Below are 25,698 nucleotides of genomic sequence, written 5' to 3'. Positions count from 1 at the left end.
GTCTGGTTTGATTCCTCCGCCTCGTTCTGTTTCGGCAGGACCCGGCTCAGCCGGGAACCATCCTGCGCAAATCCCGAAGCGTGTGAAATGGGTTAACTGCGGATCTATACCATTTCTAACTGCCGCAGGCAAGCGAAAAACTGCTTATCAAAACCGCTCGGCAGGCCCTTCTTCCGGGCTCCGCAAACCGTCGCCACCCCCTCCTCTTGTCCGTCTCTTTGCAGCCAGCAAAAAGCGGCGCTCACTTTATCTGTTCCGGGGAGTCGCATAGTTTGTTTACAGCGCAGATCCTCTGTATTAGTATGCGCCCTTATGTCAACCATGCGAATTCATCGATATATACTCCGAGAAATTTCGGCGCCAGCGCTGTTAAGCCTGTTGATTTTCAGTTTTGTGCTGCTGATGGGCCGGATCCCCCGCCTGACCGAACTGGTCATCAACAAAGGGGTCCCCCTGACCCAGATCGTCAAGCTGTTCGGATTTTTGCTGCCGACTTTTTTAAGCATTACCGTTCCGCTATCCTTTCTGCTGGCGATCCTGCTTGCTTTCGGACGGCTCTCGGCCGACAGCGAGTTCATCGCGCTGAAAGCGTCCGGAGTCAGTCTTTACAACCTGGTTAAGCCGGTAGTCGCGCTAGCGGTGCTCTTTTCCCTGCTGACCGGGCTGATGACCCTCTACATTGAGCCGGCCAGCAAGACCGCGTTTAAGGGCATGCTGTTCCAGATCGCTTCCGGATCAGCTGGGCTGGCCATCACTCCCGGGGTTTTTAACGATGCTTTTGACGGCATCGTCCTGTTTACCCATGGGATGGATGAAAAGAATGGTATCATGCAGGATATTTTCATTTCCGATGAACGTGAAGGGGAAGTCCCGGCCACGATTATCGCCCGCCAGGGTCGGCTGATCAGCAACCCCGCAAAAATGGCCATGACTTTACGGCTGACCGATGGCACCATTCATCGCGAGCCCCGTGATTCTCAGCATACCACCTACCAAATCGTCCGCTTTTCAAATTATGATATCAACCTGGACGTCGCCGGCCAGTTGAATGACCAGGAACGCCGGCGATCTCGCGGCGAACTGTCCTGGGGTGAACTGTCCTCGACCCTGAATAGCACTCAAGACCCAAAAACCCGACTCCGCCTGGAGGTCGAAAAACACCAGCGGGTGGTCATCGCTTTTGCGCCCCTGGTACTGGTTCTGGTGGGGATTCCTTTAGGCCTGCAGTCGCAGCGTTCCGGCAAAGGAGCAGGTTTTTCCCTGGCCCTGATCGTATTTCTGGTTTATTACATTTTGCTCAGTTTTGCCGGTACCATCGCAGAGAAAGGGGTTCTTCCGGCAGCGCTGATCCTCTGGTTGCCGAACATCTGCTTCTTCGTCGGTGGACTCTACTTTCTGCACCGCACTGCGATTGAGAGGCCATTGCAGCTTTTTGCCAGTCCGCTTTTGCTCCTGCATAAATTGCTGAGGCTCTTCAAGCGCAGCGGAGCAGGCCAATGAAAATTATCGATCGCTTTTTGCTCAGTCACTTCATCCGCATCTTAGTGTTATGCACGGCCTCTTTTATCGGCATTTACCTGCTCATCGATTTTTTTGAAAAGGTCAATGATTTCATCGACCATCAGGCGACCCTGGGCGATTATCTGTCCTACCTTGGCAACAGCATTCCGTTTATTTTAGTACAGATTTTGCCCTTGGCCATTCTCACCGCCATGGTGCTGACCCTCGGCGGCCTGGGCCGAACCAATGAAACCACGGCCATGCGCGCCTGCGGGATCAGCATCTGGCATATCGTTCAACCCCTGATGACCCTGATTCTGGGCTTGTCTCTCCTCGTGCTCGTCCTCAATGAGATGGTCGTCCCCTGGAATACCCAACAGCTGAACGACTTGCTGGAAGTCAAACTGAAAGGGAAGCAGAAGACCGAGCTGACCCGTAACGAAATCTGGTACCGCCACGGCGACAGGATCATCAATATCAAGGTTGCTCACCCGCACAACAAGCGGCTCGAAGGGGTGACAGTCTTTTTCTTTTCCAAAGACCACAAACTGGTTCGCCGGATCGATGCGCCAAAGGTTGAATATGAGCAGGGACGCTGGTTGGCTGATCAGGCGGTCGACAGAAATTTTGCAGCAACCAGTGGCGACCTGCTCCAGACCTCGCCCCCGGAGCAGTTGGCTTTGCCACTGGGACGCAGCCCGGTGGATTTTCTTGAGCGGGAAAACCCCAACAGCGAGCAGAACTTTGTAAAGTTGCGCTCCATCGCCCATAAGCTGGAGCGGGAAGGTTATGATGCGACACGCCAGCGGGTTGATATGCATAACCGCCTGACAAAACCGTTCACCTGCCTGATTATGGGATTTCTCGGCATCCCGTTTGCCCTTCAGCGTGGCCGCAAAAGCAATATCGCCTTGGGGATAGGGATCAGCCTTGGCACCGGGGTCTGCTATTTCATCCTGCAGTCCCTGGTCACCGCCTTTGGCTATGCGGGGGCGATTCCGCCACTGGTCGCCGCCTGGGCCGCAAACGTCATCTTTTTATTATTCGGGATCTGGCTGCTGCTCAACGTCAAGCAATAACGCTTCCCACGCAACCTGTCTCCGAATCATAAAAAACCCCGCATGGTCAACCACACGGGGCTCTACAGACATCAACAGCAGTCCATATTCTCAATAACGATAGGTATCCGGCTTGTAAGGACCGGTCACGGGGACCCCCAGGTACTTGGACTGATCTTCGGTCAAAACCGTCAATTTTGCGCCAAGCTTGTCAAGATGCAAGCGGGCAACCTTTTCGTCCAGTTCCTTGGGCAGGACATAGACTTTGTTTTCATACTGAGAGCTGTTTTTGAACAGTTCGATCTGGGCCATAACCTGGTTGGTAAAAGAGTTTGACATCACAAAACTGGGATGTCCGGTGGCACAGCCCAAATTGAGCAGTCGCCCTTCGGCCAGGATAATGACGCCATGGCCATCGGCGAACACCCAACGATCGACCTGGGGCTTGATATTTTCTTTTCTGACTTCGGGATCGCGCTCCATGGCGCTCATCTCGATTTCATTGTCAAAATGGCCGATATTGCCGACAATGGCATTATTTTTCATCTGCCGCATGTGTTCCAGGGTAATGACGTTTTTATTCCCCGTGGTCGTCACATACAGGTCGGCGTAGTCCAGGACATCTTCGACCCGCTTCACTTCATAGCCTTCCATCAGCGCCTGCAGGGCACAGATCGGATCGATTTCGGTCACGATCACTCGGGCTCCCTGCCCGCGCAGGGACTGACAGCAACCCTTGCCCACATCGCCGTAGCCGCAAACCACGGCAACCTTGCCGGACAGCATGACATCGGTGGCCCGCATGATTCCGTCGACCAATGAATGGCGGCAGCCGTAAACATTATCAAATTTGGACTTTGTGACCGCATCATTGACGTTCATGGCCGGGAACAACAGACTGCCTTCTTTTTCCATCTGGTAGAGACGATGGACACCGGTGGTGGTTTCTTCAGTCACCCCTTTGATCGACTCTGCCGTCTGAATCCAGCGTCCCGGGTTGGCGGCAATCGATTTTTCCAAGGTTTTGACCAGTTCGCACCAGTCATCTGGATCATCGTCACTGATGGCGGGCACACTGTTTTTCTGCCATTCATTCCCTTTCAGGACGAACATGGTCGCATCCCCCCCGTCATCGAGGATCATGTTCGGATAGCCACCGTCGGGCCAGACCAGAGCCTGCTCGGTACACCACCAGTATTCAGCGAGACTTTCCCCTTTCCAGGCAAAAACCGGAACGCCGGCAGGGTCTTCGATAGTCCCGTTCGGACCGACCGCGACCGCAGCAGCGGCATGATCCTGCGTCGAAAAAATATTGCAGGAACACCAGCGCACTTTGGCGCCCAGCGCGACCAAAGTTTCGATCAGCACTGCGGTCTGAATGGTCATGTGTAAAGACCCGGTGATACGAGCCCCCTGCAATGGAAGTTGACCGTCGTATTCCTGGCGCAACGCCATCAGGCCGGGCATTTCTTCCTGAGCGAGCAGAATTTCCTTCCGCCCCCAGGCGGCCAGAGACAGGTCTTTTACTTTAAAATCACGGGAAGTGGACACGATTATTTATCTCCTTATTTAATTGACTGTAGTGTAGGTTCGCCTGATTCATGTACCATAAATCGAGCGCCGGAAACAAGTTGGTGACTCACCAGAAGCAGGGCCCAGAGCGAACAACGACTAACTGAATATTGATGGGAAAATCCTGCCAGTGCCGCCTCGGCAACAGGAAGACAGGTCTGTTTATCGATTTTCCCGCTGTTGCAGCCAGTGATAACAACCGGCAAACCAACCACGCAACATCAATGCCGCGGCAAATCGACCAATGGAATTTGCGGTCAAAAAATCAAAAACCGGCTCCCAAAATGCCAGCTGCCGCAAGGCTCCGCCCCCCACCGGGCAATCCTGTCGGAACGCTCGCCACACATCCAAAAACAAAAATATTTGCCAGGCGTGATCCCGCACATAGCCGCCACTGGCCAACCAGATCCGCCATCGCTCCCGGCGCGGCAAATCATTCAGCAAATCCAGGACCAAACTGAAAAATGGGCACAGCCGGAGCTGAGAGGACATGCTCTGCTGCCGATAGATACCAGGTGCCTGCGCAAAAAATTCGCTCCAGCCGATGCTGCGAAAACACATCAGCAAAGCTCCGAGCAGTTGCCGCTGCCACAAGCCTTCCATCTCAAAACGGCGCGCGGATGTCCTGATCACCGCCGGCAGCAACTGCCACTGAGCGTCTTGCCGTAGCCGCTCCGCCAGATCGGTATCCTCCATGACCGGAAGGTCTTCACGAAACCCGCCCAGACCGTTAAACAGCTGCCGGGAAAGCAGAAACCCCTGATCGCCATGAATGGTTTCCGATCGACCGGTCCGTGCTTTCCATTCGTAAAAATAGTAGCCGAGTGACCGATCACCGGTGGCACGACGGAAACTGAGGGCAAAATGCCCCGCAACCCGAGAACTGCCGGTTCGCTGCAGATAAAGCAGGCTTTTTCTCAGCGCCAAAGGATCGGCAAAGCGGCTGTCGACATGCAGAAACAACAGATGGGCACCTGTAGCCGCCCGGGCTCCCTGGTTCAACTGCCGCCCGCGACCGACCAGTCCCTGGATCAGCAGCAGATCCGGAATCACCCGCTGCTGCTGGAGGTATTCGACACTGCCATCCGTCGACCCGCCATCGACCACCAGCAGTTGGAAGTGAATATCCTTTTGTGTAGCCAGATTTTCAAGGAAACCGAACAGTTCTTCGATCTCGTTGACAATTGGAACAACTATGCTGATTTCTGGTTGCTTATTCTGGTCGTTCATGCCATTGCCACACAAAATTGACTTTCATTTCGCTTTTCTTATGATATAAGTAACCCTGCAATTCTGCACAACCCGTCCCGGAACTATTCCGGGACATTAACTTTTTGCACCAGAGAACACAAGGGAGTAAGAGATGAGTGAAATTATTGACATCTACGCTCGCGAGATACTCGATTCGCGCGGCAATCCAACGGTAGAAGTCGAAGTATCTTTGGAATCAGGCGTCATGGGTCGGGCAGCCGTCCCCAGCGGCGCATCGACCGGTGAACGCGAAGCCCTTGAGCTGCGTGACGGCGATAAAGCACGCTATCTCGGCAAAGGCGTTCTCAAGGCAGTCGAGCATGTCAATGAAGTCATCGCTGTCGAACTGATCGGTTGGGAAGCCAGTGATCAGATCGGCATTGATAAAAAGCTGCTGGAACTCGACGGTACCGACTTCAAGAGCAAGCTGGGTGCCAATGCCCTGCTCGGCGTCTCCATGGCTTGCGCCAAAGCCGCGGCCGAAGACGCCGGTCTGCCCCTTTATCAGTATATTGGCGGCGCCAATGCCAAAGAGCTGCCGGTTCCGATGATGAATATCCTTAACGGTGGCGAGCATGCGGACAACAACGTCGACATCCAGGAATTCATGATCATGCCGGCCGGCGCATCCAGCTTCAAAGAAGCGTTGCGCATGGGCGCAGAGATCTTCCATGCCCTCAAAAAGGTCCTGGCCAGCAAGGGTTACAACACCGCCGTCGGTGACGAAGGGGGCTTTGCTCCGGACTTGAAGAGCAATGAAGAGGCTCTGCAGGTTATCATGGAAGCAATCGCGGCAGCCGGCTACAAGGCCGGGGACGATGTCCTGCTGGCCCTTGATACAGCAGCTTCCGAGCTTTACGAAGACGGCAAGTACACCCTCGCCAACGAAGCTCAGCCGGTAAAAAGCGCTGCCGACATGGTCGCCTTCTATGCCGACCTGGTCGACCGTTACCCCATCGTCTCCATCGAAGACGGCATGGCCGAGAACGACTGGGAGGGCTGGAAATTGCTGACCGACAAGCTGGGCGACAAAATCCAGATCGTCGGCGACGACCTGTTCGTCACCAACACCAAGATCCTCAAGGAAGGGATTGAGAAAGGGATTGCCAACTCCATTCTGATCAAAGTCAATCAGATCGGCACCCTGACCGAAACCCTCGAAGCCATTGAAATGGCCAAACGGGCCGGTTACACCGCGGTGGTTTCCCACCGTAGCGGCGAAACCGAAGACACCACCATTGCCGATCTGGCCGTGGCCACCAACGCCGGGCAGATCAAAACCGGTTCGCTGTGCCGGACCGACCGCGTCTGCAAATACAACCAGTTGCTACGTATTGAAGACGAGCTCGACGATACCGCCGTTTTCAACGGCAAAAACGTTTTCTACAACCTGCGTTAATAAGCAGCCTGAATAGATACGAAGCAAGGGCGGAAAGCAATTTCCGCCCTTTTTGTTTGGTCTTTATTCCGGAAACAGCAAATAGCTGCTGCCCTGTTTTTTTCGCTGCAAACGCCCCTGCTCAGCCATCTCTTTTAACAACACCTGCAATTGCCGATTTCCCAAAGTGGCCACCTGTCCGTACAGGTCGGTCTGCCTGAGTCCGGGATTTTTTCGAACCGCGGCCAGCACAATCTCTTCCGCAGACGCAGGTGTCTGCTCGGCGCGTTCAACAACCAAAGGATGCACCTGCCCTGCCGGGCGGGCTGGTTCAGCTTTGGGGGACGCATCATCGCTGTGCGATGGTGATGGCGTCGCGGTAGCCTGTTCCGCCCTGATCTCGGCTTCAAGCGCTTTCAGTCGTTGGTAGAAGTAAAATCCACCACCAAGAACCAGTAACAGAATCAGAAATCCGAACATTTTCACCTCCGCAGCACAGAAAACAACACCAGTAGAAGAAGCACCCAGATATTATGATAACCTGCGACAAGCCTCTGTTCAAGAAACACAAAGGCCATACTGACCATGACCGAAGGATGCCCCCTTCCCCAGATTCAACAGACTGCCAATCTGCAGCACCCACAGCAATTCGGAGAGGGCATCCCCCTCGAGGAGCAGATGCCCCATCAATCCCCCCAGCTTCTGCTCTCCCCGGTCCCGTTGCAAGCTGCGCAAATCAAACCAGCGCAGGCTGTTCTCAAGCTCTTTGACCTGGCCGGCAGCCGCAATCAACGTCGTCGGGGAACAGATATTATCAACCCCGGCATGACTGGCGAGCATTCCGGTCACCCGGCGCAGAATAAAGGGGAATATCTCCCCGAAGCTGGCCTTGAACAGAGGCTTCCCCTGACGCAGCAGCCGTAACGGGCTGCTCAGATCAATCCGTAGCGGAACTCCGGTTTGCACCTGCCGTTCCAGCCACCAGCCCAGATCACAGATGGGCGGGGCCAGGGGTGCCTGGTCAATGCTGTCGAAAGGGAGCGGGACGGTTGATCCGGCGGCCTGTTCAGCCTCAAGCCGGACCAGTTTGAAGCGGCCGCGGTTGCAATAAAAGCCCAGCGTGCCTAATTCCCTGATAAGCTCAATGAACGGTTGCAGGGCATGAATTCCAGAGCCCAGCAGGAGAACCGGCAGCACCATTGTCCGCCCCGCCTCAATGGGACCGGCAACAGTACAGTCAGGGGCAAGGACCAGCGCGGGCGATGGTTTCTGGACCTGTTTTCTCAGCAATGGGTCGGCCGGGAGCGGCGGTTGTAACAATGCGGAGAGCCGGGCCAGTGCGGACGCATCAGCCTGTCCCTGCATTTTTACGAGAGCGCGCGATAGCTCTCGCCGCAATTGCAGAGCACCTGAAGGAGGCAGGTCGAAAGAATCCTTGAATTCGAGGAAAAAAAAGAGCTTGATGTATTCAACACGCTCCAATTGCGCAGGAAATGGCGGGAGATATCCCATGCTGACTCCGATTTAATTGCGCCCGGCTCAAGTTTTTGCTACAACCTGAGCCAACGGTGTGACCGTTGCAAAAAGACCACCGCGCCTTGCCGGGATGGCCACCGCACGCGCCAGTCTAACCGTTCAGAAATTGCTTGTCACTTAAAGATATAAACGGAGAGAAAACGGATGTTTCAATTTACCCTGATCAATGAAGACAGCAGCACCCGGGCCCGCCGCGGACGGCTGGAAACCCCGCACGGAACCATTGAGACGCCGATTTTCATGCCGGTGGGGACCCACGGCGCACTGAAAGCCATGACCCCGGCCCAGGTTCTTGAAACCGAAGCCCAGATTATTCTCTCCAATACCTATCACCTGCATCTGAAACCTGGAGAAGGGCTGGTCAAAAAAGCCGGCGGGCTGCATAAATTCATGAACTGGGATAAGCCGATTTTGACAGACAGCGGCGGGTTTCAGGTGTTTTCCCTGCCGAAAAAAAGAATCGGCGAGGACGGCGTACACTTTCGGCATGAGTTCAGCGGGGAGGAGATTTTCCTCGGCCCGAAAGAAGCCATGCAGATCGAAAACGACCTGGGCGCTGACATCATCATGGCCTTTGACGAGTGCATCCCCTATCCGTCCAGCCATGATTACGCTGCCAAATCGATCAAAAAGACCATCCGCTGGGCGCAGAGCTGTCTCACACATCACGCGCGCCGGGATCAGGCCCTGTTCGGTATCGTCCAGGGCAGTGTTTACGAAGATTTACGGCGTATCTGCGCCGAAGAGCTGACCGCTATGGATTTTCCCGGTTATGCCATCGGCGGGGTCAGCGTCGGCGAAGGGCTCGAACTGCTGAAGCAGGTGGTGGACTATACCGAACCGTTCCTGCCCAAGCACAAACCCCGCTACCTGATGGGGGTCGGTCTGCCCGAAGACATCCTCGAATCCATCGAACGCGGCATGGATATGTTCGACTGCGTCATCCCGACCCGTTATGCGCGTAGTGCCACGTTGTTCACCAGACGGGGAAAAATCCGTCTGACCAATCGTAACTTCAGGCGGGATTTTTTCCCGGTTGATCCGTCCTGCGATTGCTACTGCTGTCGCAACTTTACTCGGGCGTACCTGCATCACCTGTATAACGCCAACGAAATCCTTTCCGCGACCCTGGCGGCGATTCACAATGTCCGCTTCTATCTCAATATGGTCGCCGGAGCCCGGGCGGCCATTGAGGCTAACGATTTCAAGGCGTTCAAAAAGGACTTCCTCGCCGAATACCTGGCTGACGGTAAATAACTCCCGGTCAGCGGTCCCCGGGGACCGTGCGGGTGATATAACTCGAATAATCTTTGACCGTCGGCGTGTACGCTTCATGGAGCAGTGGCGATGAAATAAGGAAATCTGCGGTGGAGCGGTTGCAGGCCGTCGGAATGTTGTATAAAGCCGAAATTCTTAACAGGGCTTTGACATCAACATCGTGGGGCTGCGGCTGCATGGGGTCCCAGAGGAAGATAACCATATCGATCTCACCATCGCAGATCATCGCCCCTAACTGCTGATCCCCTCCGAGCGGGCCCGACTTCAATTTGACGATGTGAAAGGCATCGGCATCTTTTTCCGTCAGTTTGTCTTTCATCGCCTCTTCGACCAGTCGGCCCGTGGTCCCGGTCGAAACCAGCTGATGCTGTTTAAGAGCGGCAAAATTCCACTCGACCCATTCGATCAGGTCCTTTTTTCTATTATCATGGGCCACAAGGGCGATCCGCTTGGTCTTTTCCATAGTCATCCAGTTCCTTTTTTCGTTAGCAAACAGGAGCAAACAGCAACAGTGCCGCCCGCATTCCCGTTACAGCCATATCAAGCTGTCATTCCAAGGTTAAAAAGAGATGAAAAATATATTTTTTTACTCACAATGTCATTCGCTAATTTCGCTCCAGACAACCTCATCAGCCCGCAGCGGCCGCGGAGTCATGAATGGCGGCATGACAACAAGCCGCGTCGGCGGCTGGGGGACCTGCTGCCGAAACAGCAGGTCGGTCCGTCTTCGATAGGTTTTGGATAAATGCATCGGCACAAACCAGGCGGGCCGCAGCATCCTGAGCAATTGATTGACATCCTCGCTGCAAAGATGGTCGGCAACCCTGGCCTTTTCTTTGTCTTCGCTTAAATAGGTACATTCGCAGAACAGTAACTCGACTCCGACCATGAACCCGGCAATGGTCCTGATATTTTCTGCGTGAAAGCCGATATCGCTGATATAGCCCAGAGAGGACACGGTTTGCGGCGACACGATCTGCTTGAGCAGCTCATCCAACTGGCCGATTTCATGGATCTGCTTTTCGACGCCGTTGTCGAGGGGCACCGTCAAGCGGATATTCCCTGGCCGGCGGGTGAAGAAATACTCCTTGAGTTCGCCAAGCCAGGAACCAGGGCGCAACCCTAATTCTTTGAGGCGGGCTGCATCGATTCTGAAGGACGGTCGTTCATCAAGCCGGTAGATGAGACTCTCGATACCGTGGCTACAGGAATCGGCATAGACCCGGCAGTGGGTTGTCTCGTAAATGGGGCTGCTGTCGTGAGTCCTGGTCTCCAGCGGACTGCGCTCGAAACCGGCAGGACCGGAGAACAGATAGGTCGTGATCTGCGCCGGCGAGATCTCGTGGACCCTGAAACTACACCAATAATCTTCAACCAGATTCCAGTCATAGCCGGCCAGCTTGTGAGCCATTTTATCAGCGAGTCCAATGGGACCGAACAGGTCAAGGGTGCGGTTTGCGGCAATCAGATGGCGGATGACGCTGTCGATGCCCATCCAGTGATCCATATGACCATGGCTGATGAAGATTGCGTCCAGATGGGTAAAATTTCGCTTGGCGAGATGATGCACCTGACCACAATCGAACATGAGCAGGCGCCCTGAAGGCCGGATGCGGACCAGCAGGATCGGGTCATCCAGCAAACCGGCAAAAAATATCGGTTCAATGTGTCGAAATGGGAAAGGGTTTTTCACGACCACTCTCAGCCCAACAAAAAAAGGAGCGCAGACGGCTCCCTTCTGGCAACCCGGAAAGCAGATTCAGGGCTGGTATTCGATTTTCGATTGCTGCACGGTTTCGCACTCCGGACACTTAAATACCCGGATGTCATGCCACCAGGGTTCATCCCCCCAATAGGATTGGTGACCGATGCAATCGATATTTTCAACATCGTTGATATTTTTCGCATCCTCGCAGACCGGGCAATAGACCCAGATCTTACCGTCGGCACAAGCCTGCAGGAACTCGCCGGGGTTGGACATAAGCAAAATTCCTTTTACTCAACTTTTGGAAATATTATTGGTTTTTCCTTCAGCCCGCAACTTTTTGACCGACCGTCCGGAAATCCCCCAGCTGTCGGTTTCAAACTCCTTGATGATGACATGAGTCGAGGCGGGATTCTTGTTAAGGACTTTCACCAGCAATTCGGTGATACCGTCGACAAGCTCGGCTTTCTGTTCCTTACTCGCCCCCTTGGTGATATTCACTTCAACATACGGCATAAGTCGATTCCTTTCAAACAATGACGGATAACAATAAGTTTCAAGTGGTTATTATCCTCAAGGGATAGTAACAATGCAACAGCAATACGAAGTCAGAGCCATTTAATCAGTTTAATGATCCGCCGCAGCCGCCAGCGCTGCTGCCAGGTCAGAGGTTGATCGGTATACAGACTGCGCCCCAAAATACCGGCAAATTCATCACTCAACGGATCCTTCAATTGCCCGGCAGCCTGATACAACCCGATCGACGGAGTTAATTCAGAAAGTCCCTGCTGATGGGCAACTTTGCGACGAAAATCCCGCACCAGAATCACTACACTGAAGCGGCGCAGGAACCAGCCACCAGCTAAGGACAGCACCAGAAACAACGACAAACCGACCAGGAACGGCGCTTGCGAAGCAGTTGGCTCGGACTGAGCGGTCCCAGCGTTTTGAACCTTGCCGACAGCTGCTTTGAGCAAGGCCAGCTGCCCCTGCAGATCATAGTTCAGCACACTTCTGGTCCAGAGCAGCGCCAGGGTGTCGGTAAAAATCTGCCAGTTCGACAGCCCCTGGCCACGCTGCCGGGCAAAGGATTGCTCGGCATTGACCGCCAGTCGGCTGGGATCCAGGCGCTGCCAGACACCCTGTTCATCCAGGGCCTCCACCCAGACATGGGCCCGATTTTCCGTCACCAGATAATATCCGCCCAACTCGTTGTAGTCCCCGCCCAAATAGCCGCCAACCAAGCGGCTGGGAATCCCGGCCAAGCGCAGCAAGGTGGCAAAGGAGGAGGCGAAATACTCACAGTAGCCCCGCTTGGATTCAAACAGGAAATAATCAACCGGCTGCTCTGTCAAAGCGATGTTCTGGGCTGAATAGCTGAGCTGCTGTGCCCGGAAAAAATCTTCCAAGGCCTGCACCTTCTGCGCAAAACCAGCCGGAAGGGCACGGATCCCGGCTGCGACCTCGGCGAGCCGCGAGGATACGGTGTCAGGTCGGGCCAGGTAAAATTCCATACTCCCTCGGAGCTGGCGGCGACTGTCCGCAGCCCAATTCATCAGGTACCCCTGCTGGCGTCGGTCCCGCCCCCGGCGCAGGAAGATCCCATCCGCAGTCTGTTCATAACGCAAGCCATTGAGATCAGCGCTATGATCCAGGCTGACCAGATAACGATCCGCCTGGGCTTCCAGCTGCATGGCAACCTGCTGCTGCGGCCCGTTCCCCGACACATAACCCTCCGGCGGAATCCGTTCGGTCCGCAGCCAGGAGGCCCCGGCGATACGATTCAGCACCACCCCGCGCCAATACAGCTTATCCACCGGCAAACGCTCGGTTTCAGCCCGAAAAGCAACCTGGTTATTTCCAACCAGCTCCGCAACCGACCCCGGCCGGATCCGGTCGGTCATACCAATGGTCGAACGCGCTGGCGGATTGAGAAAATTCCATAGTGGCAACTGGGTCCGCGGCAAAATGAAGAACAGCAACCCCATCAGGAGCAAGGAACCGGCGGGCAGCATCAGTAACACCTTTCCCAGGAGCCTGAATTCATTTCGGCTGAAGCTGAGTCGGCTGTCCGCCGCGACAAAACTCAGGACGATCAATCCCATGGTCAGGCTGGTGACCAGGGTCACCAGACAGCCAAGATAGACCATATTCAGGGTCAACAGTGAGGACGCCCCCAACACAACCAGGGCGAGTAAAAAAATCTGCAGAATATGACGGGGAGATTTCGGGCCGATCAGCCGTTCGGCCAACAGCAGACAGAGGATCTCCACCAACGGCAAAACAATCTCAGTTCTGGACATGCGCGGGATCAGAATCCCGATCAGGCAGAGCACCAGACCGGCGACGCCCAGCCGCGGCAATCGCCCCGCAACGGGCAGCGGCGAGACAGCCCACAAAAAGCCACTCCCCAGAACGGCCAGCACCCACCAATGCAGAAATGGAGCCGCGGGAATGAGCGCCGCCAAGACTCCGACATAGAGCAGGTAGTCAAGAATTTTGGCGAGACGGATCATACAAAGCCAGCGCTTTCAATAACCGGTACCTATGACTGTCACCCAGGGCCGGCACCCAGCAACGGTCCGCCAACCGCAAGCCGACGGCCCGTCCTTGACGATAGTGATGATTAATCAAATAACTTCCCTGACTCAACCGCGCTTCCACCTCCCCCGGCAACTCGGCAAGATCAATAACAACACTTTCTGAAAGAGGACGATTGAGCTGTTTGATTTTCAGGTTCTGCTGCCGGGCTGACAATTTCCAGTGGATTGTTTTCAGAGGATCACCGGGGACGTAGTCACCGATGCTGTGGATATCGCCTTCGGAGCCTCTTGCCGTGGATTCCTGGACCCGGGCTGCTGGATTCGCAGCCTCGGTCAACGACTGGGTTGTGGTGCTCGGGGTGGGGAACACCAGCAATTGCTGTTCGTCGCTCCATTGCCGGGAGCGAACAAAAAAATTTACCGGAAAGCAGGACTTAAGGCGTAGTTCGGGCAACGGCTGATAACCACGCCGAGCCATGGTCAAAGGGATATGTCCGCTCACCCCCTGGCCGGCGGGAATAATCGGCGCTAGAAATGAATGCCCGGCAATCTCGACCCTGATCAGAAAAACCGGCCAGAACCGGTGCCGATTGAACACTTTAACCGTCGCAGAGCCCTGAATTCCAGCATACAATTCCTGCCCCGGCAAACATGAAACCATAACATGTTGCAGGTTTTGCTGCCCCAGCAGCCCTGAAACAGCCATAAAACCCAGCAATGCCGATACCAACAGATAAAGCAGGTTGTTACCGGTATTCACTGCAGCGAACCCGAGCAGCAGGGTCAACAGGATATACAATCCACCGGCGAGGGTCAGAGTCAGGCGATAGGAACGGCGACTTTTTCTAGCAAAGATTTGAGGACCTCCTCTTTCCGCAGCATTTGAAATTCAGGGTTCAGCAGGATCCGGTGGCTTGCCACCGCCGGGGCCACTTGCTGAACATCTTCCGGGATCACAAAATCCCTGCCTTCGAGATAGGCGACGACCTTTGCCGCCGCGGCCAGGCTCAACCCACCTCTGGTGGAAATTCCAGAGAGGATGCGCGGCTCGTTACGACTGGCATCGAGCAGCTGATAAATGTAATCCACCACCCGATTATGAAGTTTGATCTCATCCCTGATAAACTGCCGGGTCTGTCTGATCTTGTCTGGTTGTAGCAGCGGCTGAATGGTGGTCAATGCATCCCGGGCACTGCCGTTCCGGATAATCTCCCTTTCCAGTGCCGCTGGAGGGTAGCCGATGTCGGTCTTGAGCAGGAAACGGTCAAGCTGGGCCTCGGGGAGCGGAAAGGTGCCGACCTGATCAAGCGGGTTCTGGGTCGCTATGACCATAAACGGATCGGGCAGAAGGTAGGTCTCCCCTTCCACCGTCACCCGGGCCTCCTCCATCGCTTCAAGCATGGCGCTTTGGGTTTTCGGGGTGGTTCGGTTGATTTCATCAACCAACAGGAGATTATTGAAAATCGGGCCACGGACAAAACGGAAATGGTTCTTTTTTTGATCGAAGATGGACAGCCCGGTGATATCCGAAGGAACCAGATCGCTGGTGCATTGAATGCGTCCGAAATCAAGGTCCAGAGTCCCGGCCAGCGCCAAAGCCAGGCTGGTCTTGCCGAGCCCTGGCAGGTCCTCGATTAACAGGTGTCCGCCGGCCAATAAACAGATCAGGGCCGTACGAATCGCCCGATATTTGCCCTGGAGATAGTCACGGGAAAGACTGTCAACAATTTCAAGAAGTTGTTTGCGCTGGTAAAGTTCCATGCCGGTCCTTTTCGGTCGTTGTCAGCATTATACGTTATTTGGAAACAAATGTGAAAATGCCCTCAGGACTAAAGCAAACAGGAGCGGACATGACCCGGCGATGGCGACTGGGAAAAAACTGCTGAGTAGCGGATATGGGAAGACGAGAAGAAAAACCAAAAAAGGCCCCGCAGAAAACTGCGAGGCCTTGAAATTTTATGCTCTTTATATTTTTAGAGCTTACAAACGTTGCTGGCTTGAGGTCCTTTTTGACCTTCAACAACGTCAAAGCTGACCCGCATGCCTTCCGCCAGAGATTTGAAGCCGTCTCCGCTGATTGCTGAAAAATGCACGAAAACGTCAGGACCATTATCCTGCTCAATGAAACCGAAACCTTTTGAATCGTTAAACCACTTGACTGTACCTTCTGCCATCTTGCTTTCTCCTTGCTTGGGTCCCCTTGTGGGGATGTTTACGTGATGCAGCGTTTTATCTGCATGCTAAAAAAAACCGCTCAGCCCAACTTGGTCTGTGCGGGTCTTCTCTGTCTGGCAGTAAAAAGTCAACACAAACTGGGCTTTAAGCAGAAGCAACGCTATCACGGACCCGATTTAAAAGCAAGTAATTAGATGCACAACTAATGATATTTTGAAAAATATTTTCACCAACAAATTCAATACTTTAATCATTCAACATCGAAAAGATGTAATTTTTTCAGAAATTCTTTGTTAAAAAATCAAACAAGGTTCAATTAAAGGCAACCACAAAACTTCCGGTAAATCCGCGACCGACAAAATCTGCGACGGCCAACTCCGCATGGTGCAGAGATTTGTAATCACCGACCCGGACCCGATACAATTTTCGCTCATTGACAAGCGCTGTCGCAACCACGGCTTTGCCATATTTTGCCTGCATTTGGGATGCCAGTTTATAGGCGTTATCAGCATTGGCAAAAGCCCCAATCTGGATGGCGAAACTCCCGGCATCGTAACTGGCCGGGGCCACATAACTGGTTTTCCCCTGCACCACCTGGCGATAACCTAGAGCCTCAACCTGGACCGGAGCGGTTCCTGTTTCGACAATCCCCAGTTGTTTGGCAGCGCCATAAGATAAATCGATGATCCGACCGGCCACAAAAGGCCCTCGATCGTTGACCCGGACAATAATCTGTTTTCCGGTTTTCAGATGGGTGACCTTGACATAAACACCCATGGGAAGGGTTTTGTGGGCGGCACTCAGACCATACATGTCATAAGTTTCACCGTTACTGGTTTTCCGGCCGTGGAATTTGGACCCATACCAACTGGCAACCCCGCGCTCCTGGAAGCCCTGGTGACTGCTCAGCGGTTGATAACGCTGACCGTCAACCTCATAGGGCTTCTGCCAACCGGGCAGCTCTCTGGTGGCAGGCGAATCGATCACTCTGCTGGTGTGCCCCCCGCCGCAACTGGAGAGCATTATCGCCAAGGACAGGAATAAAAATAATTTCCACACGCCGAGCAACTGCTTCATAAAACTTATTTCTTCGGTTCCTCGACCTCGGTCATAGCCCGGAACCGCTGGTAGCGTTGCTCGACCAAGCCTTCGGGTGAATACTCTTCAAGCTCGGTCAGATGCTTCAAAAGGTACTCTTTGAGGATCTCGGCGGCTTGATCATGATCCTGGTGAGCCCCGCCGAGGGGTTCCGGAACAACATCATCGATAACCGTCTTGAGACTGTCAACATCCTGGGCCGTCAATTTGAGGGCTTCAGCGGCTTGGGCACCCTTGCTGCCATCTCCCCAGAGAATAGCCGCACAGCCTTCCGGCGAAATAACCGCATAAACTGAATATTGCATCATCAGCACACGGTTACCGACCGCGATGGCCAGAGCACCGCCGGACCCACCTTCCCCGGTCACAGTGACGATGACCGGGACTTTCAGCATGGCCATTTCACGCAGATTGCGCGCAATCGCTTCAGCTTGGCCACGCTCTTCGGCACCGATACCTGGGAATGCTCCGGGGGTATCGACAAATGTGAAGATCGGCAGGCCGAACTGATCAGCCATCTGCATAACCCGTAAGGCCTTGCGATACCCTTCCGGGTTGGGCATGGCAAAATTGCGCATCACCTTTTCTTTGGTATTGCGCCCCTTTTGATGTCCAATGACGCAACAGGGCTTACCCTCAATTCGCGCAAACCCGCAAACCAACGCGGGATCATCCCGGAAATTCCGGTCACCGTGGACTTCAAACCAGTCGGTGAAAATGCGGTCGATATAATCAAGGCTGTAGGGACGATTGGCATGCCTGGCCAACTGGGTCCGCTGCCAACGCGTCAGATTGGAAAAAATCTCTTTCTTCAGCTTGTCGGCTTTTTTCTCCAACTTACTTATTTCGCTGGAAAAATCGACATTATCAGTGGAATATTCCCGTAATTCGCCGATTTTTGTTTCAAGTTCGGCGATCGGTTTTTCAAAATCGAGGTAGTGGTTCATTGCATTCCTCCCTGCCCGTTAACGTTGCCGGTGCATGGTCTTTATCCTGAGTTTCCGGAAGTGCAACACAGTATAGCTTCCGAGCCGGCAGGTCAAGTATAAGTCCCTGGAACCAATCGGTTTCCATGCGAATTTATTCAAAATTCATCACATTATACCCGAACAGAGCTTCCGCATCAGCCATCGCTTCATCGGATGCTGCCATTTTCAGCTGTTCAGGCAGTTTGATGACCGTTTCGCTGCGATTCGGGATGACAATGTGCAAGCGCACTTCACAGTCGCCGCGATATTTCTGGACAATGGATTTCAACTGACGCATGTGCATATCACCAAGACCCGGGGTCGTCAATCGGATATGCACCGTTCTGGCCAGCGTTTTTTTCACCTCGCTCAGCAGCGCAACTTCCGTTGCCAGCACCTTGCAGGCCTCTTCCCCGACATCCAGTTCACCGGTGATCAAAAGCGGATCTTCCCCTTTGAGCAGTTCCATACCCGCAGCATAGACTTCCGGGAAGACCACCACTTCAACGGAACCGCTCAGATCCTCCAGGGAGACAAACGCCATGCGATCACCTTTTTTGGTGATCAGTTCCTTGATTCCGGAGACAATCCCGCAAACCCGGACCTTCTCCTTGTCAGTCCGCTCATGCAAGGCAGCGGCTTCACAGGTAGCGAAGCGTTTGATGGCGTCGCTGTGACGGGCCAACGGGTGCCCGCTGACGTAAAACCCGAGAGCATCTTTTTCATAGCTCAACAGGGTTTTTTCATCCCATTCGGCAATGTCCGGCAGTACTCCGTAGCCGTGCCCGCCGACCGAGAGTATCTCCTCACTGCCAAACAGAGAATCCTGCCCGGATTGCTGTTCTTTCTGCAGCCGCTGACCGATCTCCATTGACTCTTCAAGGCCGGCCAGGTACTGGGCCCGTTTCCCGCCCAGGGAATCGAAGGCGCCGCATTTGATCAATGCTTCGCCGACCTTTTTATTCACCTTGCGCAGGTCAACCCGTTCACAGAAGTCCTGCAACGAGGCAAACGGCTCTTCCTTGCGCACATGCAGGATCGACTCCAGGGCCGAAGCGCCAACCCCTTTCACCGCGCCGAGGCCAAAACGAATCGCTTCGTCAGAAACGGTGAAGGAGCGGTCGGAGGCATTGATATCCGGCGGCTGCACTTCAATGCCCATAGCTCGAACTTCGCTGATATTCTTAATAACCTTGTCGGTATTCTCCATGTCCTCGGTGAGCAGCGCCGCCATGAACTCAACCGGATAATGGGCTTTGAGGTAGGCGGTATGATAAGCTACCAGGGCGTAGGCTGCAGAGTGGGACTTGTTGAAGCCGTAAGCCGCAAACTTCTCCATCAGGTCGAAGACCGCCTCCGCCTTTTTCAGATCAAGCTGATTTTCTTTGGCCCCGGCCATGAAAATCTGCTTCTGTTTGGCCATCTCTTCCGGCTTTTTCTTCCCCATTGCCCGGCGCAACAGATCCGCTCCGCCCAGGCTGTACCTGGCCAGGGTCTGGGCAATCAGCATGACCTGTTCCTGATAGACGATGACACCGTAGGTATCTTTCAGAATCGGCTCCAGCTGGGGAAAATCGTATTTGAACTTTTCCACCCCGTGCTTACGCTTGATAAAAGAGTCGACCATCCCTGACCCGAGGGGGCCCGGCCGATACAGGGCGACCATAGCGATGAGATCCTCGAAACAGCTCGGCTTCAATTTGACCAGATACTCTTTCATGCCGCTCGATTCGAGCTGGAAGACCCCGGTGGTTTCCCCATGGGAGAGCAGCTCGTAAGTTTTCCGGTCGTCATCGCGCACCAGCTTGAGGTCGAACGCCGGGTCCTTGCCGGCCCGGATCAGGCGCACCGCGTTCTCGATAACGGTCAGGGTTTTCAGACCGAGGAAATCGAACTTAACCAAGCCGATCTTTTCCACATAACTCATCGGATACTGCGTCACCTGACCACCGGATTTAGGATCAACATAGAGGGGCAGGTATTCCGGCAGCGGTTTCGGCGTCACCACCACCCCGGCGGCATGAGTCGAAGCGTGGCGGGTCAACCCTTCCAGGGCCAGGGCAATTTTGACCAGCTCCTTGACCTTGGGATCCTTTTCGATGAGGTTTTTAAGCTGCGGTTCCTGCTCGATGGCATCCTTCAGGGTAATGCCGAGGACATTGGGAACCAGCTTGGCGATTTTGTCCACTTCGCCGTAAGGAATATTCAAGGCCCGACCGACGTCACGCAGCACACCTTTGGCCAGCATGGTGCCGAAGGTGATGATCTGGGCGACATTTTCCGCCCCGTACTTGGCCCGCACGTACTCGATGACTTTCTCTCGGCCGTAGATGCAGAAGTCGACGTCGATATCAGGCATCGAGATCCGCTCGGGGTTGAGAAAGCGTTCGAACAGCAGGTTATAGGGGATCGGATCGATATCGGTGATACGGATGGCAAAGGCGACCAGGCTGCCGGCCGCCGATCCACGCCCCGGGCCGACCGGGATGTTGTGATCCTTGCCCCAGTTGATGAAATCGGCCACGATCAGGAAATAACCGGGGAAACCCATCTGCTTGATACAGGTCAACTCCTCCTCGAGACGGGCCTCATAAATTTTGACATCTTCATCCGTCAATTCACGTAGCTTACGGATCTCGGCAAGGCGTTCGACCAGGCCGGTACGGCTTTTATCCGCCAGGACCTCGTCAAGAGTCTGATCCTGCGGTTTTTCATATTGAGGAAAATGATAGGTCTTGAAATCGAGCTCCAGATTGCAACGCTCGGCAATTCGAATGGTATTGGCAATGGCTTCGGGTTGGTTGGGAAACAGCGCGGCCATCTCTTCGGAAGACTTGAGATAGAACTCGTCATTAGGAAAACGCATCCGATTTGGGTCATCCATGGTTTTGCCGGTCTGGATACAGAGCAGCACCTCATGGGCAAAAGCGTCTTCCTTTTTCAGATAATGACAATCGTTGGTCGCCACCAGGGGCAGGTCCAGTTCGTTGGCGATCTGGATCAATCCGGCGTTGGCTTTGGCCTGCTCCGGCAGGTAATTCTCCTGCAGCTCGATATAAAGTCGCTCGTTGTCGAAGATCTGCGCCATCTCCCGAGCCCGGTTGAGAGCTTCTTCCGGCTGGTTCAGATTGATCAGGGTCGGCAGTTCCCCGCCCAGACAGGCCGTCAGGGCCATCAATCCTTCATTATGCTCGGCCAGCAGTTCCCAGTCGATCCGCGGCTTGTAATAGAAGCCCTCACGGTAGGCGGCGGAAATCAACCGACAGATATTCTTGTAACCGGCCAGGTTCATGCACAGCAGCACCAGGTGATAGGAGGCTTCCGACGATCCCCTGGCGTTCCCTTTGGTAAACCTGGACCCCGGGGCCACATAGACCTCGCAACCGAGGATCGGCTTGATGCCGGCGGCCATCGCTTTGCTGTAAAACTCTGCAGCGCCGAACATGTTGCCATGGTCGGTCATGGCCACGGCCGGCATTTTGAATTCCTTGGCGCGATTGATCAGTTCATTCAGTTTGATCGCCCCGTCAAGCAGGCTGTATTGGCTGTGCAGATGCAGGTGAACAAAATTGGAGTGTTCCATATATACTTGTATTTCCAGAAGAGTTTAGTAAAAATGAGTGGCGGGAAGAGCCGGATGAAAGTTCTTCTTGTGCCGTTGGGAGAACCTGTTTCCCTGCTGACTGAAGCGGCACCCAAACTTGAGCTGAGCTTATCATCCGCGCAGATTGACGGTCAAGAAAGGACTGTGCTGCGCAGTGTTGGAAAATCAGTTACAGTTTAGAAAAACACCCTCTCACCGTTGCCGGAAGGATCTTCGCCGGACAGCGGCAGACGGTTTTACCAGCGCAGCTGTTTTAGCTGACACTGCCAGAAAAGGACTAAATAACTATGCGTATCGAAACCGACCTGAAGCTGGGCTTCAAGGATGTCCTCATTCGCCCCAAGCGTTCGACTTTGAAAAGCCGCGCTCAAGTCAAACTGGAAAGAACCTTCACCTTCCTGCACAGTCGCCGCAGTTGGACCGGGGTCCCGGTCATTGCCGCCAACATGGATACCGTCGGCACCTTTGAACTAGCTGAAGTCCTGGCGCAATTCGGCCTACTGACTGCCGTCCACAAACACTACAGTGTGCAACAGTGGAATGAGTTCCTCAAGGATAAAGAAAAAACCATCTTCAACCACATTATGGCCAGCACCGGCACAGCGGAAAGCGATTTCAAACTGCTTGAGCAGATCATCGCCGCCCACCCCCTGATCGAGTTCATCTGTATCGATGTCGCGAACGGTTACGCGGAAGCCTTCGTCGACTTTGTCAAACAGTGCAGGGACAGTTTCCCGGACAAAACCATCGTGGCCGGCAATGTGGTGACCGGGGAAATGGTTGAGGAACTGCTGCTCTCCGGCGCGGATATTGTCAAGGTCGGCATCGGTCCCGGCTCGGTCTGTACCACCCGGGTCAAAACCGGCGTCGGTTATCCCCAGCTGTCCGCGGTTATCGAATGTGCCGATGCCGCCCACGGACTGGGCGGACGGATCATTTCCGACGGCGGTTGCGTCTGTGCCGGCGATGTCTCCAAAGCCTTCGGCGGCGGCGCGGATTTCGTCATGCTGGGCGGCATGCTGGCCGGACATGATGAAAGCGGCGGGCAGTTGATTCAGCGTGACGGGCAGCAGTACAAGCTTTTTTACGGCATGAGCTCGACAACCGCCATGGGCAAGCATGCCGGAGGGGTTGCCGAGTATCGCGCCTCCGAAGGGAAAACCGTTGAGGTCCCGTATCGGGGACCGGTAGCAGAGACGGTCAAGGACATTCTCGGCGGGGTCCGTTCTACCTGTACCTATGTCGGTGCCGCCGCCCTTAAGGAGCTGACTAAACGCACCACCTTTATCCGTGTCCAGGAACAAGAGAACAGAACCTTTTCCTGACCGAAAATGTTACTGTAAAGACATTGCTTGCCTCGGCGCAAGCCGTACCAACCACTGCCAGGTAAGGAACTCAGGAATGCCCGCGACCAGCCCGACAGAATACAACTTCCATCCCCTCCGGGATGCCCTGTACAACGAATTGCACATTCGTCCGTTTTATGCCCTCGGCAGCCCCCAGCAGATCACTCACCTGGCGGCCTGCTGCAACAACAATGAAGAACTGCAGCAATCCTATCAGCTGCTCTGCAACCTCTGCCACCGTTACGGGATCAACATCCCTGCCCAGGACAGCGTCACCTTTCACGAAGATTTCGGCAACTTCACCGTCCACTGGGAGCTGCATGCCGAATTTTACTCCCTGACCATTATGCAGCCGCTGGCAGAAGAGGAACCTTTCAATTTCACCGCCATCAAACTGCTCCCCGCCGACTGGATCAGTCAGTTGCCAGGCCAGATGATCACCGCTTTTCACATCGTCATCGACACCGGCCAGCTCAGTTATGAGCCGCAGGCGCTGAGCCGTTATTTTGAAGGGCAGCAGGTCATGGCCAGCAACGCCTACGGAAAAAAAGCGCAGGTCTTCTCGGCCTTTCGCCTGCATGGTGATGGCCACGGTCGCTTCATCATCCGCCACAACGGTCTGAGTTTGGCAGAACTTGGTCAGCTCAATCGTCGCCTGACCGACCTGGAAACCTATCGTTTGCTGGCCTTGATTTCATTGCCCATGGCCAAAAAGATCGGCCCGGAATTGCTGGAAATGGATCGTAAGCTGGCGGATATTCTAACTGTGGTCACCGATCTTGATACCGACCGGAGCGAACGCGAACATCTTGAGATATTGACCGGAGTTCAGGCTCGGCTGGAAGCCTATCGGACCGAAACCAACCGTCGCTTTTCCGGCAGCCGGGCTTATTATCAACTGGTCAAGGACCGGCTGGAGGGCCTGAAAGAGGAGCCCCTGGAAGGCTTTTTATCCATTGGCGAGTTCATCAATCGCCGGCTCAATCCAGCCATGCGGACCTGCGAAGCGGTCCAACTCTGGATGGACGACCTGTCTAAACGAATTGAACGGGCCAGCGACCTGATGAGAACCCGGGTCAACCTTATTATTCAGGAACAGAACCGTTCCCAGCTGACAGCCATGAACCGGCGCAGCAGACTCCAGTTTCGGCTACAGGAAACAGTGGAAGGATTATCCATCGCCGCGATTAGCTATTATGCGGTTGGGCTGCTCAGCTATCTGCTCAACGGCCTGCCGCTAAAAACCTGGGGAATTGACAAAAGTGCCCTCCTGGCCGCGTTTATTCCGCTGGTCCTGCTCGGCACCTGGTTTGTCACCAGGCGCATCAAACGCAGACTGATTCAAGCCCAAAGCGACTGAGCAATAAAAAACCGGCCGGTGATTTTCCCGGCCGGTTGGTCCATTTGCTGCGTTGTCGGTTAGAAAAATTCCGGGAGCGCGGGCGGGGTCTGATCAAAGATGGTGGCAAAACTCCAGGATTTCTCTTCTCCCAAGCGGTTGCCGACGGCATCAGCCAGATCTGCTTTGAGAATCACCTGGTAGTCGGTATGGGGCAGCAGATATTGGTCAGGAGTGAAAGAGAGCTTCTTTCCGGCGGCATCATAAACAAGAGACCCGGCCACAACGCCGTTCGGTCCGGTCAGTGCAAGGCCGCCATGCTCAATGACCGCCTCATCAAGCCCTTCGTCAAACGCAACCGTGATGGTTGTGGCGATTGATGCAACCGAGCTTTGGGCTGGGGAACTGCTGAGGATTTGCGGCGGGGTCATATCCCAGTTATCCAGTCCCTGATCAATACGCTCAGCATAGTCCGCCAACACCTCCCCATCCATAGGTTCATTTTCAATGATCGCCAGGATTGAACTGACCAAACCCTCAACATCCAGATCGTCACCATAGTTGCGTTCGTGATTGAGTGCTGCTTCAATCATGGCGGAGCGACTGAGGATGCGATCGCTAAGCAGGTAGGCAACGGCTTCCTCTTCAGTTGCACTCAATTCCCGGCCCAGATTTTCAACGACCAGACTGCGCAGCTGCCCCATCAACCCGGCTATCGCCCGGGCTGCACGATGGGTTCGTCCCAGTTCCTCGGCCAGAACCGCATTGCCCGGAGCGCTGGTCAGGTAATTTTCAAAAAGAGACACCTCATCGGCAATGCCCACCTGGCTGCGAACCCTCAAAACAGCCTGCTGCAAACTGATCAGCGGATTTTTATCCAGCTCCAATTTCACCAAGGTCGTCAGGGGCGAAACAAATACCCAGTGCCCCGGAGGCGATTCCAGGACATAACTCTCTTCGAGATAAAGGCCATTATCCGCATCAATGGTCACCCCGGCTTCAGCCCGGGCAACAACCGGATACAGGTCGCCCTCCCCGGCTTCAACGGCGAGTACATAGCTGCCGTTCTCAGCTGTATAGCTCATTGGCTCGCCGTTATCATGAATCCGGTTGGCGTTGCGATCCAGAAATACCTGTGCCTTGATCAGATAGCCATCGGCGACCTGACCGCTCAGAGATGCTCCCGATACGGGCGGAGTGTCCGTCGAATTATCTGTTGTAGGGATGCCACTGCTGCCGCCACTGTCACCGCCGCCGCCGTTATTGCAACCGGCGGCCAGCAATAGTAACAGGCCGAGAAGAAAACAGTGAATCGTTCTTTTTGAGTGAATCAAGATCATGATCTGT

General features: G+C 54.4%; 23 protein-coding genes. 7 read left to right on the top strand and 16 right to left on the bottom strand.

Annotation, left to right across the window (positions count from 1 at the left end; translation table 11 throughout):
• The first annotated feature begins 312 nt into the window (after window positions 1-312).
• Together lptF and lptG are read left to right on the top strand one after the other, a co-directional pair.
• A complete protein-coding gene (gene lptF / locus N909_RS0118535) occupies window positions 313-1,500 on the top strand; it encodes an LPS export ABC transporter permease LptF (protein ID WP_084167817.1) in 1,188 nt (395 codons plus the stop codon).
• Window positions 1,497-2,579, top strand: coding sequence for an LPS export ABC transporter permease LptG (gene lptG, locus N909_RS0118530; RefSeq protein ID WP_029917628.1), 1,083 nt, complete (start codon window positions 1,497-1,499; stop codon window positions 2,577-2,579). The genes lptF and lptG overlap by 4 nt, the downstream gene beginning before the upstream one ends.
• A 90-nt stretch (window positions 2,580-2,669) precedes the next feature.
• Here the strand turns inward: lptG and ahcY are convergent, their stop codons facing one another.
• Complete coding sequence (gene ahcY / locus N909_RS0118525; RefSeq protein ID WP_029917627.1) at window positions 2,670-4,109, bottom strand: adenosylhomocysteinase; 1,440 nt, start codon at window positions 4,107-4,109, stop codon at window positions 2,670-2,672.
• Window positions 4,110-4,292: 183 nt separating this feature from the next.
• On the bottom strand, window positions 4,293-5,360 hold the full coding sequence (locus N909_RS0118520) for a TIGR04283 family arsenosugar biosynthesis glycosyltransferase (protein WP_029917626.1): 1,068 nt from the start codon (window positions 5,358-5,360) through the stop codon (window positions 4,293-4,295).
• A 133-nt stretch (window positions 5,361-5,493) separates the two neighbouring features.
• On the opposite strand from N909_RS0118520, the gene eno reads away from it, so the two are divergent.
• Window positions 5,494-6,780 carry a phosphopyruvate hydratase gene (eno, locus tag N909_RS0118515; protein ID WP_029917625.1) on the top strand — a complete coding sequence of 429 codons (1,287 nt, stop codon included), beginning with the start codon at window positions 5,494-5,496 and terminating at the stop codon, window positions 6,778-6,780.
• Between the two features lie 63 nt (window positions 6,781-6,843).
• On the opposite strand, the gene N909_RS0118510 is transcribed toward eno, so the two are convergent.
• A complete protein-coding gene (locus tag N909_RS0118510) occupies window positions 6,844-7,239 on the bottom strand; it encodes a hypothetical protein (RefSeq protein WP_029917624.1) in 396 nt (131 codons plus the stop codon).
• A gap of 78 nt (window positions 7,240-7,317) precedes the next feature.
• Window positions 7,318-8,271 (bottom strand): CRISPR system precrRNA processing endoribonuclease RAMP protein Cas6, encoded by a 954-nt coding sequence (gene cas6 / locus N909_RS0118505; RefSeq protein WP_029917623.1) that lies wholly within the window; start codon window positions 8,269-8,271, stop codon window positions 7,318-7,320.
• Window positions 8,272-8,439: 168 nt separating this feature from the next.
• Here cas6 and tgt point away from each other — a divergent pair, with 168 nt between their 5' ends.
• The gene (gene tgt / locus N909_RS0118500; protein WP_029917622.1) at window positions 8,440-9,552 is read left to right on the top strand and encodes a tRNA guanosine(34) transglycosylase Tgt; all 1,113 of its coding nucleotides are present in this window, start codon (window positions 8,440-8,442) and stop codon (window positions 9,550-9,552) included.
• Between the two features lie 7 nt (window positions 9,553-9,559).
• On the opposite strand, the gene N909_RS0118495 is transcribed toward tgt, so the two are convergent.
• The 11 genes from N909_RS0118495 to dnaE form a co-directional block, all read right to left on the bottom strand.
• Window positions 9,560-10,036, bottom strand: a complete 477-nt coding sequence (locus N909_RS0118495; protein WP_029917621.1) for a methylglyoxal synthase — start codon at window positions 10,034-10,036, stop codon at window positions 9,560-9,562.
• A 135-nt stretch (window positions 10,037-10,171) separates the two neighbouring features.
• On the bottom strand, window positions 10,172-11,266 hold the full coding sequence (locus N909_RS0118490; protein ID WP_029917620.1) for a ribonuclease Z: 1,095 nt from the start codon (window positions 11,264-11,266) through the stop codon (window positions 10,172-10,174).
• A 66-nt stretch (window positions 11,267-11,332) separates the two neighbouring features.
• Window positions 11,333-11,554 carry a hypothetical protein gene (locus N909_RS0118485; protein WP_029917619.1) on the bottom strand — a complete coding sequence of 74 codons (222 nt, stop codon included), beginning with the start codon at window positions 11,552-11,554 and terminating at the stop codon, window positions 11,333-11,335.
• A gap of 18 nt (window positions 11,555-11,572) precedes the next feature.
• Entirely contained in the window at window positions 11,573-11,794 is a 222-nt protein-coding gene (locus N909_RS0118480; RefSeq protein WP_029917618.1) for a tautomerase family protein, read from the bottom strand.
• Window positions 11,795-11,886: 92 nt separating this feature from the next.
• Entirely contained in the window at window positions 11,887-13,794 is a 1,908-nt protein-coding gene (locus N909_RS0118475) for a transglutaminase TgpA family protein (RefSeq protein WP_029917617.1), read from the bottom strand.
• A complete protein-coding gene (locus N909_RS0118470; RefSeq protein ID WP_051689954.1) occupies window positions 13,769-14,620 on the bottom strand; it encodes a DUF58 domain-containing protein in 852 nt (283 codons plus the stop codon). The genes N909_RS0118475 and N909_RS0118470 overlap by 26 nt, the downstream gene beginning before the upstream one ends.
• Window positions 14,621-14,640: 20 nt before the next feature.
• On the bottom strand, window positions 14,641-15,582 hold the full coding sequence (locus N909_RS0118465) for an AAA family ATPase (protein WP_029917615.1): 942 nt from the start codon (window positions 15,580-15,582) through the stop codon (window positions 14,641-14,643).
• Window positions 15,583-15,794: 212 nt separating this feature from the next.
• Window positions 15,795-15,995 (bottom strand): cold-shock protein, encoded by a 201-nt coding sequence (locus N909_RS0118460; protein WP_029917614.1) that lies wholly within the window; start codon window positions 15,993-15,995, stop codon window positions 15,795-15,797.
• Between the two features lie 313 nt (window positions 15,996-16,308).
• A complete protein-coding gene (locus N909_RS0118455) occupies window positions 16,309-17,073 on the bottom strand; it encodes a septal ring lytic transglycosylase RlpA family protein (RefSeq protein WP_029917613.1) in 765 nt (254 codons plus the stop codon).
• A gap of 5 nt (window positions 17,074-17,078) precedes the next feature.
• A complete protein-coding gene (accA, locus tag N909_RS0118450; RefSeq protein ID WP_029917612.1) occupies window positions 17,079-18,041 on the bottom strand; it encodes an acetyl-CoA carboxylase carboxyl transferase subunit alpha in 963 nt (320 codons plus the stop codon).
• Window positions 18,042-18,174: 133 nt separating this feature from the next.
• The gene (dnaE, locus tag N909_RS0118445; protein WP_029917611.1) at window positions 18,175-21,645 is read right to left on the bottom strand and encodes a DNA polymerase III subunit alpha; all 3,471 of its coding nucleotides are present in this window, start codon (window positions 21,643-21,645) and stop codon (window positions 18,175-18,177) included.
• A gap of 54 nt (window positions 21,646-21,699) precedes the next feature.
• Between dnaE and N909_RS25805 the strand changes: the two genes are divergently transcribed.
• The 3 genes from N909_RS25805 to N909_RS0118435 all read left to right on the top strand — a co-directional run bounded on the left by N909_RS25805 (window position 21,700) and on the right by N909_RS0118435 (window position 24,372).
• Entirely contained in the window at window positions 21,700-21,846 is a 147-nt protein-coding gene (locus N909_RS25805) for a hypothetical protein (protein ID WP_155006009.1), read from the top strand.
• A gap of 107 nt (window positions 21,847-21,953) precedes the next feature.
• Window positions 21,954-22,991, top strand: coding sequence for a GMP reductase (locus N909_RS0118440; RefSeq protein ID WP_029917610.1), 1,038 nt, complete (start codon window positions 21,954-21,956; stop codon window positions 22,989-22,991).
• Between the two features lie 76 nt (window positions 22,992-23,067).
• Complete coding sequence (locus tag N909_RS0118435; protein ID WP_029917609.1) at window positions 23,068-24,372, top strand: DUF3422 family protein; 1,305 nt, start codon at window positions 23,068-23,070, stop codon at window positions 24,370-24,372.
• A 59-nt stretch (window positions 24,373-24,431) separates the two neighbouring features.
• Here the strand turns inward: N909_RS0118435 and N909_RS24895 are convergent, their stop codons facing one another.
• Window positions 24,432-25,691 carry an Ig-like domain-containing domain gene (locus tag N909_RS24895; protein WP_051689953.1) on the bottom strand — a complete coding sequence of 420 codons (1,260 nt, stop codon included), beginning with the start codon at window positions 25,689-25,691 and terminating at the stop codon, window positions 24,432-24,434.
• Window positions 25,692-25,698 lie beyond the last annotated feature (7 nt).

Source organism: Pelobacter seleniigenes DSM 18267 (genome assembly GCF_000711225.1).
GTDB lineage: Bacteria > Desulfobacterota > Desulfuromonadia > Desulfuromonadales > Geopsychrobacteraceae > Seleniibacterium > Seleniibacterium seleniigenes.
Note: the sequence above shows the minus strand (reverse complement) of the source record. Positions and strands in the feature narration are given on the sequence as shown.

Bases quoted from the DNA above. Each gene is read 5' to 3' on its own strand.
- dnaE (WP_029917611.1), bottom strand. From the start codon at position 21,645: ATGGAACACTCCAATTTTGTTCACCTGCATCTGCACAGCCAATACAGC.
- N909_RS0118480 (WP_029917618.1), bottom strand. From the start codon at position 11,794: ATGCCGTATGTTGAAGTGAATATCACCAAGGGGGCGAGTAAGGAACAG.
- N909_RS24895 (WP_051689953.1), bottom strand. From the start codon at position 25,691: ATGATCTTGATTCACTCAAAAAGAACGATTCACTGTTTTCTTCTCGGC.
- N909_RS0118510 (WP_029917624.1), bottom strand. From the start codon at position 7,239: ATGTTCGGATTTCTGATTCTGTTACTGGTTCTTGGTGGTGGATTTTAC.
- lptF (WP_084167817.1), top strand. From the start codon at position 313: ATGTCAACCATGCGAATTCATCGATATATACTCCGAGAAATTTCGGCG.
- N909_RS0118495 (WP_029917621.1), bottom strand. From the start codon at position 10,036: ATGGAAAAGACCAAGCGGATCGCCCTTGTGGCCCATGATAATAGAAAA.
- N909_RS0118440 (WP_029917610.1), top strand. From the start codon at position 21,954: ATGCGTATCGAAACCGACCTGAAGCTGGGCTTCAAGGATGTCCTCATT.
- eno (WP_029917625.1), top strand. From the start codon at position 5,494: ATGAGTGAAATTATTGACATCTACGCTCGCGAGATACTCGATTCGCGC.
- N909_RS0118520 (WP_029917626.1), bottom strand. From the start codon at position 5,360: ATGAACGACCAGAATAAGCAACCAGAAATCAGCATAGTTGTTCCAATT.
- N909_RS0118465 (WP_029917615.1), bottom strand. From the start codon at position 15,582: ATGGAACTTTACCAGCGCAAACAACTTCTTGAAATTGTTGACAGTCTT.
- N909_RS25805 (WP_155006009.1), top strand. From the start codon at position 21,700: ATGAAAGTTCTTCTTGTGCCGTTGGGAGAACCTGTTTCCCTGCTGACT.
- lptG (WP_029917628.1), top strand. From the start codon at position 1,497: ATGAAAATTATCGATCGCTTTTTGCTCAGTCACTTCATCCGCATCTTA.
- N909_RS0118460 (WP_029917614.1), bottom strand. From the start codon at position 15,995: ATGGCAGAAGGTACAGTCAAGTGGTTTAACGATTCAAAAGGTTTCGGT.
- N909_RS0118435 (WP_029917609.1), top strand. From the start codon at position 23,068: ATGCCCGCGACCAGCCCGACAGAATACAACTTCCATCCCCTCCGGGAT.
- N909_RS0118485 (WP_029917619.1), bottom strand. From the start codon at position 11,554: ATGTCCAACCCCGGCGAGTTCCTGCAGGCTTGTGCCGACGGTAAGATC.
- N909_RS0118475 (WP_029917617.1), bottom strand. From the start codon at position 13,794: ATGATCCGTCTCGCCAAAATTCTTGACTACCTGCTCTATGTCGGAGTC.
- N909_RS0118455 (WP_029917613.1), bottom strand. From the start codon at position 17,073: ATGAAGCAGTTGCTCGGCGTGTGGAAATTATTTTTATTCCTGTCCTTG.
- accA (WP_029917612.1), bottom strand. From the start codon at position 18,041: ATGAACCACTACCTCGATTTTGAAAAACCGATCGCCGAACTTGAAACA.
- cas6 (WP_029917623.1), bottom strand. From the start codon at position 8,271: ATGGGATATCTCCCGCCATTTCCTGCGCAATTGGAGCGTGTTGAATAC.
- tgt (WP_029917622.1), top strand. From the start codon at position 8,440: ATGTTTCAATTTACCCTGATCAATGAAGACAGCAGCACCCGGGCCCGC.